At 62.2% G+C, this 13,271-nt stretch carries 9 protein-coding genes and 1 pseudogene; 4 read left to right on the forward strand and 6 right to left on the reverse strand.

What is annotated here, in order from left to right; genetic code table 11:
- Window positions 1-592, forward strand: a pseudogene (locus tag Q0Y42_RS07530) (TonB-dependent receptor); the annotation flags it as partial.
- A gap of 86 nt (window positions 593-678) precedes the next feature.
- Here Q0Y42_RS07530 and mce read toward each other — a convergent pair.
- Genes mce through Q0Y42_RS07560 form a run of 6 tightly spaced genes read right to left on the reverse strand, consistent with a single transcriptional unit; the run spans window position 679 to window position 8,631 of the window.
- Complete coding sequence (gene mce / locus Q0Y42_RS07535) at window positions 679-1,104, reverse strand: methylmalonyl-CoA epimerase (RefSeq protein ID WP_297801896.1); 426 nt, start codon at window positions 1,102-1,104, stop codon at window positions 679-681.
- Window positions 1,104-3,257 (reverse strand): methylmalonyl-CoA mutase, encoded by a 2,154-nt coding sequence (gene scpA / locus Q0Y42_RS07540; protein ID WP_297801898.1) that lies wholly within the window; start codon window positions 3,255-3,257, stop codon window positions 1,104-1,106. Before scpA ends, mce begins: the two co-directional genes overlap by 1 nt.
- Window positions 3,254-4,633, reverse strand: coding sequence for a methylmalonyl-CoA mutase family protein (locus Q0Y42_RS07545; protein WP_297801900.1), 1,380 nt, complete (start codon window positions 4,631-4,633; stop codon window positions 3,254-3,256). Before Q0Y42_RS07545 ends, scpA begins: the two co-directional genes overlap by 4 nt.
- Window positions 4,634-4,638: 5 nt before the next feature.
- Window positions 4,639-6,615: an acetyl/propionyl/methylcrotonyl-CoA carboxylase subunit alpha gene (locus Q0Y42_RS07550; RefSeq protein WP_297801902.1), complete on the reverse strand. Its 1,977-nt coding sequence runs from the start codon at window positions 6,613-6,615 to the stop codon at window positions 4,639-4,641.
- Window positions 6,616-6,617: 2 nt separating this feature from the next.
- The gene (locus Q0Y42_RS07555; RefSeq protein WP_297801904.1) at window positions 6,618-7,094 is read right to left on the reverse strand and encodes a hypothetical protein; all 477 of its coding nucleotides are present in this window, start codon (window positions 7,092-7,094) and stop codon (window positions 6,618-6,620) included.
- A 1-nt stretch (window position 7,095) separates the two neighbouring features.
- Window positions 7,096-8,631 (reverse strand): acyl-CoA carboxylase subunit beta, encoded by a 1,536-nt coding sequence (locus tag Q0Y42_RS07560; protein WP_297801906.1) that lies wholly within the window; start codon window positions 8,629-8,631, stop codon window positions 7,096-7,098.
- Window positions 8,632-8,764: 133 nt separating this feature from the next.
- Here Q0Y42_RS07560 and Q0Y42_RS07565 point away from each other — a divergent pair, with 133 nt between their 5' ends.
- From Q0Y42_RS07565 to Q0Y42_RS07575, 3 genes are all read left to right on the forward strand, one after another.
- The gene (locus Q0Y42_RS07565; protein WP_297801908.1) at window positions 8,765-10,168 is read left to right on the forward strand and encodes a short-chain fatty acyl-CoA regulator family protein; all 1,404 of its coding nucleotides are present in this window, start codon (window positions 8,765-8,767) and stop codon (window positions 10,166-10,168) included.
- A 232-nt stretch (window positions 10,169-10,400) separates the two neighbouring features.
- On the forward strand, window positions 10,401-12,617 hold the full coding sequence (locus tag Q0Y42_RS07570; RefSeq protein ID WP_297801911.1) for a TonB-dependent receptor: 2,217 nt from the start codon (window positions 10,401-10,403) through the stop codon (window positions 12,615-12,617).
- 48 nt (window positions 12,618-12,665) lie between these two features.
- Window positions 12,666-13,253, forward strand: a complete 588-nt coding sequence (locus tag Q0Y42_RS07575; protein WP_297801913.1) for a hypothetical protein — start codon at window positions 12,666-12,668, stop codon at window positions 13,251-13,253.
- Window positions 13,254-13,271 lie beyond the last annotated feature (18 nt).

Here is a 13,271-nt window from a genome sequence, read left to right on the forward strand (position 1 = left end):
TGGCGCTCCGGCTGGCGGTCCACGCATGGGTGCTGGTGGCCCTGGCGGCGGCGGCCCGCGCATGGGCGGCGGCGGCGGTCGCGGTGGACGCGGTGGCCAGATGCTGCCGGGCCAAGGCCGCTTCAACGTCAGCCTGTACCACACCTATCGCATGACCGATGAACTGACGATCCGTGACGGTCTGCCGGTCATCGACATGCTGGACGGCGGTGCCACGGGCTCGCGCGGCGGCCAGTCGCGCAACGAGGTCCAGCTTCAGGCCGGTGTGTTCAAGAGCGGCATGGGTGCCTTCCTGAACGCCAACTGGGCCGAGGGCACACGCGTCTCGGGTGGCAATTCGGGCGACCTGAACTTCTCGGATCTGGCGACCGTGAACCTGAACATGTTCGCGGACCTCGGCCAGCGCACCCGCTGGGTCGAGAAATTCCCGTGGCTGGAAGGCTCGCGCGTTTCGATCGGCATCGAGAATATCTTCGACGAGAAGATCAAGGTCACGAACGCCCTCGGCGAAACGCCCCTGTCCTATCAGCCCGACTATATGGACCCGATGGGCCGCACCTTCCGGATCAACTTCCGCAAGATCATCTTCTAAAAACGAAAGGCCCGCCGGAAACGGCGGGCCTTATTGTATGCGCGAAACGAAAAAGGCCCGCAGTCACCTGCGGGCCTCTCGTTGTCTTAGTGGTGGTCGCCCTTGGGGCTTTCCATCAGTTCGATCAGGACGCCGCCCATCTCCTTCGGATGAAGGAAGACGACAGGCGTGCCATGCGCACCGATACGCGGCTCGCCGGTGCCGAGGATGGTCACGCCCTTGGCACGCATCTCGGCCACGGCGGCGTGGATGTCCTCGACCTCAAAGCAGACATGGTGCTGGCCGCCCTTGGGGTTCTTGGCGAGGAAGCCGACGATCGGGCTGTTTTCGTCAAACGGCTCGATCAGCTCGATCTGCGCGGTCGGCGTATCGACGAAGCAGACCTTCACGCCCTGCGCCGGAAGATCGAACGGTTTGCCGATCTTGGTGGCACCGAGGATGTCGCGGTACAGTTTGATCGACTCTTCGATCGACGGCGTGGCAACGCCAACGTGATTCAGATTACCGATCATCACTTCTTGTCCGCTTTCGGTTGAGCATAGCCCAGACGCTCGTTCAGTTTTTCGATCAGGTCCGCCGCCGTGTCGGCAATCACGGAGCCGGGCGGATAGACGGCAGCCGCGCCCATATCCAGCAGAGGCTGCACGTCCGACGGCGGGATCACGCCGCCGACCACGATCATGATGTCCTCGCGGCCCAGCTTGGCCAGTTCGGCCTTCAGTTCCGGCACCAGCGTCAGGTGACCTGCCGCCAGCGACGAGGCACCGACCGCATGGACGTTCTTTTCAACGGCATCGCGGGCGGCTTCGGCAGGCGTCTGGAACAGAGCCCCCGCCGTCACATCAAAGCCGATGTCGCCATAGCCGGTCGCCACGACCTTCTGGCCACGGTCGTGACCGTCCTGCCCCAGTTTGGCGATCAGGATGCGCGGCGGACCACCGTCGTTTTCAACGAAGGCGGCGACCATTTCCTTGGCGCGGACGACCTTGGGATCGTTGCCCGCTTCCTTGGCATAGACGCCCGAGACGGTCTTCACCTCGGCGACGTGGCGACCGAAGGCAGCCTCCAGCGCGTCGGAGATTTCGCCCACGGTGGCCTTGGCACGGGCGGCACGCACCGACAGTTCCATCAGGTTGGCATTGCCGCGTGCGCCGTTGGTCAGTTCGGTCAGGGCCGCTTGCACGGCAGCCTCGTCACGCTCGGCACGCAGGCGTTGCAGCTTCTCGATCTGGCGGGCGCGGACCTCGGCATTGTCGACCTTCAGCATCGGAATGTCGTCAACGACAGGGTTCAGGTACTTGTTCACGCCGACCACGGTCTGCTGGCCCGTATCGATACGGGCCTGAGTGCGGGCTGCCGACTCTTCGATACGCAGCTTCGGAATGCCGGCTTCGATGGCCTTAGCCATGCCGCCGTATTCCTCGACCTCGGCCATCAGGGCGCGGGCCTTGGTGGCGATTTCGTGGGTCAGGCGCTCGACATAGTGCGAGCCGCCCCACGGGTCGATCACGCGGGTCAGGCCGGTTTCCTGCTGGGCGAGAATCTGCGTGTTGCGGGCGATGCGGGCCGAGAAGTCGGTCGGCAGGGCCAGTGCCTCGTCCAGAGCATTGGTGTGCAGCGACTGCGTCTGGCCACCGGCGGCAGCCATGCACTCGATCATGGTGCGCGAGACGTTGTTAAACACATCCTGCGCGGCCAGCGACCAGCCCGAGGTCTGGCAGTGGGTACGCAAGGACAGCGACTTGGGATTGACGCCGCCTTCCTTCTTCACGGCCTCGGCCCACAGAAGGCGACCGGCGCGCATCTTGGCCACTTCCATGAAGTAGTTCATGCCGATGGCCCAGAAGAAGCTCAGGCGCGGCGCGAAGGTATCGACCGCCATGCCCGCAGCCTTGCCGGCGCGCAGGTATTCGATGCCGTCCGAAAGCGTATAGGCCAGCTCAATATCCGCAGACGCCCCCGCTTCCTGCATGTGGTAGCCGGAAATGGAGATCGAGTTGAACTTCGGCGTCTCCTTCGAGGTCCACTCGAAGATGTCCGAAATAATCCGCATCGAGGGCGACGGCGGATAGATGTAGGTGTTGCGGACCATGAACTCCTTCAGAATGTCATTCTGAATGGTTCCGGTCAGTTGGGCGTGCTCGACGCCCTGCTCTTCACCCGCCACGACATAAAGGGCGAGGATCGGCAGAACCGCGCCGTTCATGGTCATCGACACCGACATCTTGTCCAGCGGGATGCCGTCGAACAGGGTGCGCATGTCGAGGATGCTGTCGATGGCCACACCGGCCATGCCGACATCGCCCTTCACGCGCGGATGGTCGCTGTCATAGCCACGGTGGGTGGCGAGGTCGAAGGCGACCGACAGGCCCTTTTGGCCCGCCGCGAGGTTGCGGCGATAGAAGGCGTTGGACTCTTCAGCGGTCGAGAAGCCCGCATACTGGCGGATGGTCCACGGCGCACCGGCATACATGGTCGGATACGGGCCACGCACGAAGGGTGCGAAACCGGGCAGACCCTCGAGGAAGTCGAGGCCCTCGATGGCGGAGGCGTCATAGGAAGGCTGGACGGTGATGCCCTCGGGCGTGGTCCATGCCTCGCGGGCGGGGCCTTGGCCCGTGGTGCCCAGTTCCAGTTTCAGCTTGGAGAAATCAGGGAAGCTCATTGGCCTGCCTCCTCGAACGCGGCGGCAATACGGACGGGTTTCAGCGGCTCGAACGCGCCATAGGTCGGCACTTCGTCGTCGGCCTGGCTGACGATCACGCCGCGCACATCGGGGTCCACGAATTTGGTGACGCCGACGATCTGTGCCACGCCGTTCTGATAGGCTTTTTCGGCGAACTCGCGGGCACGGGCGATGCGCTGTTGCACCAGACCGCCCTCAAGGAAGGCGACGATGCCACCCTCGGCCTCATATGCTTGGAACTCGGTCCAAGCCGCCTCGGCCAGTTCGCGGGTGCGGGCATCCAGATACCAGCTACCCGAAGCCGGATCATCGACGCGGCCCAGATTGCTCTCTTCCATCAGGATCAGCTGGGTATTGCGCGCCTGACGGCGGGCAAAGTCATCGGGCAGGCCCGCCGCACGGGTAAAGCCGTCCAGCACCACGATATCGGCCCCGCCGACACTGCCCGCGAAACCTGCAGCGGTCAGGCGCAGCATGTTCGGCCACGGATCGCGCGAGGCCAGCATGCGGCGCGACGAACGGGCCTCGATCTGGGCCTGAACCTCATGGCCGAAAGCCTTGGACACGTTCGACCACAGGATACGCAGGGCGCGGATCTTGGACAGGCTGTCGAAATACTGCTGGTCCACTGCGACGCCCAGCGTCACCGAGGCCAGTGCCTTTTCGACAGAAACACCCGCCGTCACCAGCGTCTTGACGTAAAGCACCGCCGACGACAGGGCAAAGGCCAGTTCCTGACCGATCGACGCGCCCGCCTCATGGGCCACCTGTCCCGATGCAAGGAACAGACGTGCTTCCGGATAGGTGTTCGACCAGCCCGCGGCCTTCTGCGCCGCTTCGCTGACGATCTTGGCAAAGTCCTCCGGCGCACCGCCCGAGCGGGCATAGGCCGAGATCGGGTCGAGGTGGAAAGACAGCTTGGCACGCGGCGAGGCCTTGGCCACGGCGTCCAGCGCCTCGCCCGCCTTCACCCCGTCAAATCCGGCATCCAGCGCGACCGGAGCCAGCTCCAACGCCACGCCTTCCAGCGCGGTGGCCAGTGCGGCGGCGTCCTTCACCACCGGACCCGACAACAGGACCGACGCGGCCCCGTTCTCCAGATCGGTCAGCACCGCCTTGTTCATGGCGGCGGCATCCCCGCCCTCGTTGATCGTGCGCAGGTCCCACGCGCGACCTTCGCTGTCGCTGGGACGCGGCGCGAACACCGCGCCCGAGGCATTGGCCGTGCCATACAGCGGGCGGGTCGCCAGCTGGTCCGCATCCAGATGGACGAGGCTTTCCAGCGGGCGATCCTTCAGCGCCTTGATGGCGGCATCGCGCCATTCCAGTGGCGAGGGGACGGGGAATTGGCTCATGGGTCTTACTCGAACTCCACCAGAACGTCGTCGGCGGCGACAGGGTCGCCGGCCTTGGCCTTTACGGACTTCACCTTGCCGTCACGCTCGGCCTTGAGGATGTTCTGCATCTTCATGGCTTCGATGATGGCAACGGTTTCGCCCGACTTCACTTCCTGACCTTCGACGACGGGGATGTCGACGACAAGGCCCGGCATCGGCGACAGCGTCAGCTTGGAGGTATCAGCGGCCTGTTTCTCGGGCAGCATTTCGTAAAGGGCGGCCACTTCGGGGCGCACGATACGCACGCGAGCCTTGGCGGCACGCGAACGGATGTCGAACCCATCGGCGGCGCGCTTCACTTCCAGCGTAAAGGCTTCGTCGTCCAGCACGGCGCGGAACAGGGACAGGCCCGGACGCCAGTCGATTTCCGACAGCACCACCACCTCGTCATTGATGATGACGTTCAGGTCCTCTGCCTCGTCGTAACCGACCTCGACCTCATAGGCGTCCTTGCCGACCAGAACCGTCCATTCCGAACGCTCGGACGGATCACCGTCCTGCTCGGCAATGACTTCGTTCATGGCGACGGCAGAGGCGATCATCTGCTTCACCTGAAGGGCGGTCGGTGCCACGCCGTTGAAGCCTTCGGGGAACTCGTCCTTGATGTAGTTGGTGGTCAGCTTGCCCGACTGGAAGCGTTCCTGATCCATCACGGCGGCGAGGAAGGGCACGTTGTGGCCAAGGCCCGCAAGGTGGGTGTCTTCCAGAGCGCGGGCCATGCCCTTGATCGCGGCATCGCGGGTTTCGCCCCATGCGCACAGCTTGGCGATCATCGGGTCGTAGAACATGCTGATCTCGTCGCCCTCGCGGACGCCGCTATCATTACGCACGACGTAACCGTCCTGCTGGCCCTCGGTCGGCTGCTCATAGCGCACCAGACGACCAATCGACGGCAGGAAGCCACGATAGGGGTCCTCGGCATAGATGCGGCTCTCGATGGCCCAGCCGTTGATCTTCAGATCTTCCTGCTTGAGGTTCAGATGCTCGCCCCATGCCGAGCGGATCATTTGTTCCACCAGATCGACGCCGGTGATCAGTTCGGTCACCGGATGCTCGACCTGAAGGCGGGTGTTCATCTCGAGGAAGTAGAAGGACTTGTCCTGACCGGCGACGAACTCGACGGTGCCCGCCGAGTCATAGTTCACGGCCTTGGCCAGAGCGACAGCCTGCGCGCCCATGGCGGCACGGGTTTCTTCGTCCAGCAGCGGTGACGGGGCCTCTTCGATGACCTTCTGGTTACGGCGCTGGATCGAGCATTCACGCTCGAACAGGTGGATGACGTTGCCGTGCTTGTCGCCCAGCACCTGAATCTCGATGTGGCGCGGATCGACGATGAACTTTTCAAGGAACACGCGGTCGTCACCAAAGGCGTTGATCGCCTCGGCCTTAACGGCAGCAAAGCCCTCGGCCATGTCCTCGTCGGAATGGGCAACGCGGATACCCTTGCCGCCGCCACCAGCCGAGGCCTTGATCATGACCGGATAGCCGATCTCGCCAGCGATCTTCACGGCCTCTTCGGTCGTTTCGATCAGGCCCATGTGACCCGGAACGGTCGAAACGCCCGCTTCGGCTGCGAACTTCTTGGAGGTGATCTTGTCGCCCATGGCGTCAATCGCCTCGGGGTTCGGACCGATGAAGGCGATGCCCTCTTCCTTCAGACGACGCGCAAAGCTGGCGTTTTCCGACAGGAAGCCAAAGCCGGGATGCACAGCCTGTGCGCCCGTCTGCTTCACGGCGTCCACGATCTTGTCCTGGATCAGATAGGACTGGTTGGCCGGCGACGGACCGATGTGAACGGTTTCATCCGCCATCTCGACCGCAAGCGAACCGGCATCGGCGTCGGAGTAAACCACCACCGTCTTGATGCCCATCTTGCGGCAGGTCTTGATGACGCGAACAGCAATCTCGCCGCGGTTGGCAATGAGGATTTTATTGAACATGATCAGTTCGCTTTTCTTGAATTCTGTTTCGCTGGGCGATCAAGAACAGAAGGATCGATTTGAGTTAGTTTGATAAGCTCAGCGATCTCAGCATTGGATGCACTGCGGCTTAAAAAATGGCCGCGCTCCAGAGATCCCTGATCAAAGCCTAGGTAGCTGTCGACACGTCCAGCTGAGAGAAACTCAACCTTGATCTTATGGATGGGATTACCAGCCCAAGGCGTTGCCCATCCATCAGGGCGCGCATTCACGAACACCACAAGTTTAGAGATCGTTTGCGGGTCGACAATGGATTTGCAGAGTCCTGCACTTCGATCAACCTGATCTTCGCAATGCCCCTCCGCATAGACACGTACCTCGTCAATGCTGGCAGTTATTGGCGGCAACGTCCTGTGCTCGTTCGTGCGGATGCAAGCACCCACCGTGATTGTGAGCGCCACTGTCGCCGCCATTTTTGCGAATGTCAGGGGAACTTTCATACTACAGCGGGATGTTGTCGTGCTTCTTCCAAGGGTTTTCCTGGACCTTGTTCTTCAGCGTGCCGAGGGCCTTGATCAGGCGACGACGGGTGCCGTGCGGCATGATGACGTCGTCGATATAGCCGAGGCCAGCCGCCACGAACGGGTTGGCGAAGCGTTCCTTGTATTCGGCTTCACGCGCGGCCAGAGCTTCGGGATCGCCCGCTTCCTTGCGGAAGATGATTTCCACGGCGCCCTTGGCCCCCATGACGGCGATCTCGGCGGTCGGCCATGCATAGTTGACGTCGCCGCGCAGGTGCTTGGACGACATCACGTCGTATGCACCGCCATAGGCCTTGCGGGTGATGACGGTCAGCTTCGGCACGGTGGCCTCGGCATAGGCAAACAGCAGCTTGGCACCGTGTTTGATCAGGGCGCCGTATTCCTGCTTGGTGCCCGGCATGAAGCCCGGAACGTCCACAAAGGTGACCAGCGGGATGTTGAAGGCATCGCAGAAACGCACAAAGCGCGAAGCCTTGCGGCTCGAGTCGATATCCAGAACGCCCGCCAGCGTCTGCGGCTGGTTGCCGACAATGCCGACGGTCTGGCCATCCAGACGGCCGAAGCCGCAGATGATGTTCTTGGCGAAGTCGGCACCGATCTCGAAGAAGTCAGCCTCGTCGACGACCTTCAGGATCAGTTCCTTCATGTCATAGGGCTGGTTCGGATTGGCCGGAACGAGGGTGTCCAGCGAGGCTTCCTCGCGGTCGGCCTCGTCATAGGTTTCGCGAACCGGAGGCTTTTCGCGGTTCGACAGCGGCAGGAAGCCGATCAGGCGGCGAACCTCGGCCAGAGCCTCAAGGTCGTTCTCGAACGCGCCATCGGCCACGCCCGACTTGCCCGCGTGAACGCGCGCGCCGCCGAGATCCTCGTGGCTGACCACCTCGTTGGTGACGGTCTTTACCACGTCGGGGCCGGTCACGTACATGTAGGACGTGTCCTTCACCATGAAGATGAAGTCGGTGATGGCGGGCGAGTAAACATCGCCGCCCGCGCACGGCCCCATGATGACCGAGATCTGCGGGATGACGCCTGAAGCCAGCGTGTTCTGAAGGAAGATGTCGGCGTAACCGGCCAGCGATTCCACGCCTTCCTGAATACGCGCACCGCCCGCATCGAACAGGCCGATGATCGGCGCACCCGCCGTTAGCGCCATCTTCTGCAGCTTGACGATCTTGGCCGCATGCGCGCCCGACAGAGAGCCGCCAAAAACGGTGAAGTCCTTGGAGAACACAAAGACCAGACGGCCATTGATGGTGCCGCGACCGGCGACGACGCCGTCACCCGGAATGCGCTGCTTTTCCATGCCGAACTCGTGGCTGCGGTGCTCCACGAACATGTCCGTCTCTTCGAAGCTGCCCTCGTCAAGCAGCACGTCGATGCGCTCGCGCGCGGTCAGCTTGCCCTTGGCATGCTGGGCCGCGATGCGCTTTTCGCCCCCGCCCATACGGGCAGCAAGGCGACGGCGCTCGAGTTCCTCGAGGATGGCCTGTGTCATGGAAATCCGACTCCCTCACGAAATGTTTCTGGAAAGAACAGCGGTCCTTGCAAAAAGGCAATCGCAACTTTGCAAATCGTGCGGAAGTGTGTGAGCTTGCCAAGGTTTTCGGGGGCGTTTGCAAAGTTGCAAAATGGGCGAGAAGCTATTCTTAGGTAACAAGGTTCGCAAATTGCGTGAGGCCAAGGGCTGGACCCTGGACCAGTGCGCGAGCCGTCTGGCGTTGTCGCCGTCCTATCTTTCGCAGATCGAAACCAACCAGCGACCGGCCACCGCGCGGGTCCTGATCTCGCTCACCCGCGCCTTTGACGTGGACGCCAGCATCTTCGATCTAGAGGGCGACGCCCGCCTGATCGCGGACCTGCGCGAGGCGGTGACCGACGTGGCCGGATCGGGCGAAATCCCCTCGCCCGCCGAACTGAAGCACGCCGTCACCAATGCGCCGCGTCTGGCGAGGCAGTTCCTGACCCTGCACCAGAACTATCGCCGTCTGGATGACAGGCTAAAGACCCTGAACGAGACGCTGGGCCGCGACGAGAAACAAGTATCCGCCCCCGTCCTGCCCTATGAGGCGGTGCGCGACTTCTTCCACTATCGCGACAACTATATCGACGTGCTGGACCAAGCAGCCGAACAGCTGGCCGAGCGCCTGTCCATCGGGGCCGCCAACCACCCCGAACGCCTGTTGGAACAGGCGCTTGGCGACCTGTGCGGCGTACGGGTGGCCTATGGTGAGGGACTGATGCGGCGCTATGATCCACAGGCCCGCATCCTCTACATCGACCCTGCTCTTCCCGCCGCGACACGCAGCTTCCAGATGGCGCACCAGCTGGGCCTCTTGGTCTTTGCCGACGCAATCGAGGACGAGTTGGTCCGCGCCAATTTCGACACCCAAGCGGCAACCGATGTGTGCCGCGTGGGGCTGGCCAACTATGCGGCGGGGGCGATCCTGATGCCCTATCGCCGCTTCCTCGACAGCGCTCGCGATCTGCGCCACGACGTCGATCTGATGCGCCAACGCTTCCACACCAGTTTCGAACAGGTGTGCCAGCGCCTGTCCACCTTGCAGCGCCCCGGTTGGCGCGGCGTGCCGTTCTATTTCGCGCGCGTGGACATGGCCGGAAACATCACCAAACGCCACAGTGCCACCCGCTTCCAGTTCGCCCGTTTCGGCGGGGCCTGTCCGCTGTGGAACGTGCACGAAGCCTTCAGCTCGCCCGACCGTATCCTTGTGAACCTGTCGGAAATGCCGGACGGCAGCCGCTACATCTGCATCGCCAAGAGCGTGTCCAAACCGGGCGGGTCGTACCTTGAGCCAGACCGCCGCTATGCCTTGGGTCTCGGCTGCGAGATCGAGCATGCGGACCAACTGGTCTATGCGGCGGGACTGGACCTGAACGGCCCGCCAATCCGCATGGGTGTATCGTGCCGCATCTGCGAACGGACGGACTGCCAACAGCGGGCCTTCCCGCCGATTGACCGCACACTGCATGTCCGCCCCAACGAGCGCGGCGTCATCCCCTATGCGCTGGGCTAACGACCCCGTCTAAAAACAGGCTCAGCATTTCTGCATTGACGCCACGTCATCTTGCACTGCAAGGTGCGGTTGTGCATTGCGAATACTGACAACGATGTTAATGATGGATCGAGCGCGGTCCATCCGTCCGATCGACGCCACTGGCTCCACCGAACATTCGCCGTTGACGGCCCAAACTGCGATGACCCGCAGGCAGGCCTTTCACTGCCCGTATTCCTGTTGTGAGACGTAAATGACCAAGGCCTTCCTCGCCTCGACTGCAAGCCTGCTCGCTTTCGCCGTAAGCGGCGTGGCCCATGCACAGGTTCAGGCTGCCGACGATGCCCAGACCACCCGCGTCGGCGACATCGTCGTCACCGCCCAGCGCCGCGAACAGGCCAGCCAGGACGTGGGCGTCGCCCTCAGCATCATCGGCGGCCAGACGCTGGACGAGCGCGCGATCAGTGTCGTCAACGACCTTGAGAACGCCGTCCCCAATATGGAGGTCGACAGCCAGTTCGGCAGCGGCCAGCCCCAGTTCCGCATCCGCGGCATCGGTGCCCGCGAGTTCTCGGCCAATAATGCCTCGACCGTCGGCGTCTATGTGGATGAAGTGGCCCACCCCTATACGGTGACGACACAAGGCGCGCTGTTCGACGTGGCTCGAATGGAGGTTCTGCGCGGCCCGCAAGGTACGCTTTATGGCCGCAACACCACCGGCGGCGCCGTCAACATCATCACCAATGCCCCGACCGCCTATCGTTCAGGCGGCCTGACCGCTGAATACGGCAGCTATGACCGTTACAAGATCGAGGGCTTTGTCTCGGGCCCGATCACCGACAAGCTGCTGGGCCGTCTGTCCGCCACCACCGAACAGGGCGGTGCATGGCAATACCACCGCGATACAGGCGAAAGCCTCGGCGACACCGACAAGACGGCCATCCGCGGGCGTTTGACATGGGATGTGTCGGACCGCACCACCGCCAATCTCTCGGCCACATGGCAACAGGACAAGTCCGAAGGCCTCGGCTTCCGCCTGCTTGGCCCGTACCGCGTGGCTGACGGTTCAATCACCTACCCGACCGACACGGCGTGGCGGATTACCGGCTGGCAGATCGCACCGGACATGGCCGCCGCGGCGGGCCTGCCGCTCGACGCCAAGCCCGGCCGCGACAACGAGGGCTTCGACCTGTCTCTGCGTATCAAGTCCGACCTCGGCTTTGCAGAGCTCAGCTCCATCAGCGCCTATCAGACCTTCGAGCGCAGCGAGTACAACGACTGGGACAGCACCCGCTTTGCCGAGAGCGACGTCTATTTCTACAACGAGATTGAAGTCCTCGCCCAGGAACTGCGCCTGTCCTCCAAGAGCGACGGCCCGCTGCAGTGGATGGTGGGGGCGCACTATGCCACCGAAACCAATGACGGCGGCTACTACACCCGTTTCCGCGGCATCAATGGCCTGATCAACACCAGCTATGAGCAGGATGTCGAAGCCTATGGCATCTTCAGCCACAACAGCTGGCAGGCGACCGACCGCCTGAACCTGATCCTCGGCCTACGCTGGGAAAAGGAAACGCGCTCGCTGCTGACGCCGGGCACCTTTACCGCGCCCGCACTTCCCGCTCCGGCGAAGCGCTATGACAACGACATGTCGGAAGTCTCGGGCCGCATCGGTCTGGAATATGATCTGACCGACAATGCCATGCTCTATGCCAGCATTGCGCGGGGTGTGAAGTCGGGCGGTTTCACCACCTATAACGCCACCTCCGCCACGCCCTTCAAGCCGGAAATCGTCATCGCCTATGAGGCTGGCATCAAGTCGGATCTGTTCGACAACCGGCTGCGCCTGAACGGGGCTGTCTTCTACTACGACTATGAGAACCAGCAGGTTCAGGGGCTGGAATACAGCCGTGAGCGTGGGCAGCTGGGCAAGATCACCAATGCCCCGAAATCGCGTATCTTCGGCGGTGAAGTCGAACTGACGTGGGTTCCGCTCGATGGCCTGACGATCAGCCAGAACCTTGGCTACAAGTCTGGCAAATATGAAGAATATTTCGCCGTTGACGGCAAGGCGACCGACGCCGCCAATCCGGTGGACGGCCCGTGGGACATCATCATCACCAATGACCGCTCGGGCGAGCGTCTGGCCTTCCCCAAGCTGAACTATGGCGGTCAGGTCGCCTATGACTGGATGTTCAAGGGATGGGACCTGCGCGCCGAGACCAACTACAACTACCGCGACGAAACCTATTCGGTCACTGCCGCCTCGATCATCGACGACTACTGGCTGTTCAACGCCAGCCTGACCGCAGGCCCGTCAGACGCCAACTGGCGCGTCTCGCTGTGGTCGCGCAACCTGTTCGACACCTATTACGAAGAGACCCGCAACGGCTTCAACTCCTCGTCGCGCCCCACCACCAGCCCCCGTCAGGGCCGCACCGTGGGCGTCAGGTTGAGCATGGAGTTTTAAGCGTTGCATTAGATCTTCCTCTCTAAGCAAACAGCTTAGAGGGGAAGTATGCCTGCACCCGAACCGCATTCAGACTGGCTTCACACAGACGAAATCGAAGACATCGCCGCATCCGTCCGACACGCTTTGAGATGCAGGGATAGTGCGTCAACAGACAAGCATGAATGGAAGTGGTTCGCACTGGCGATACATTCGGCCCTTCAGGGAACTTTAGTTGCACATCTGACCACAACCGCTATTCCGGTTGGCGCTGTGAGCGATAAATGCGCTGCTGCGTGGCTACTTCATTACAACCAGGGTGGCCCAGTTCCTCAAACCAAACTCCTAGCCTTCCCAGACTTATTGAAGAAGGCCCGCAAGGATGGTCAGTGTGGAGGTGGTGCTAGCTATCCGCGGCTTCAAATCTCCGAAATGGAGCGGAAATGGCTCACGCGTTTCCATGATGACATTCGCAATCAGTTCACTCATTTCGAACCTATGGCATGGTCACTTGAACTGAGTGGCATGACACCACTGGGCGCACTGGCAGCACGTCTGATCGAGGAAGCAATCCAAGCTAACTGGGCCTTCCGACATGCAGAGGAAGAAACCCTTATAGAACTGCGAAGCAACCTGAAGCGCCTGCAAAACGCATAAAGCTGGTCCGTTTGAACT

It is taken from the genome of uncultured Brevundimonas sp. (assembly GCF_947305955.1).
GTDB lineage: Bacteria > Pseudomonadota > Alphaproteobacteria > Caulobacterales > Caulobacteraceae > Brevundimonas.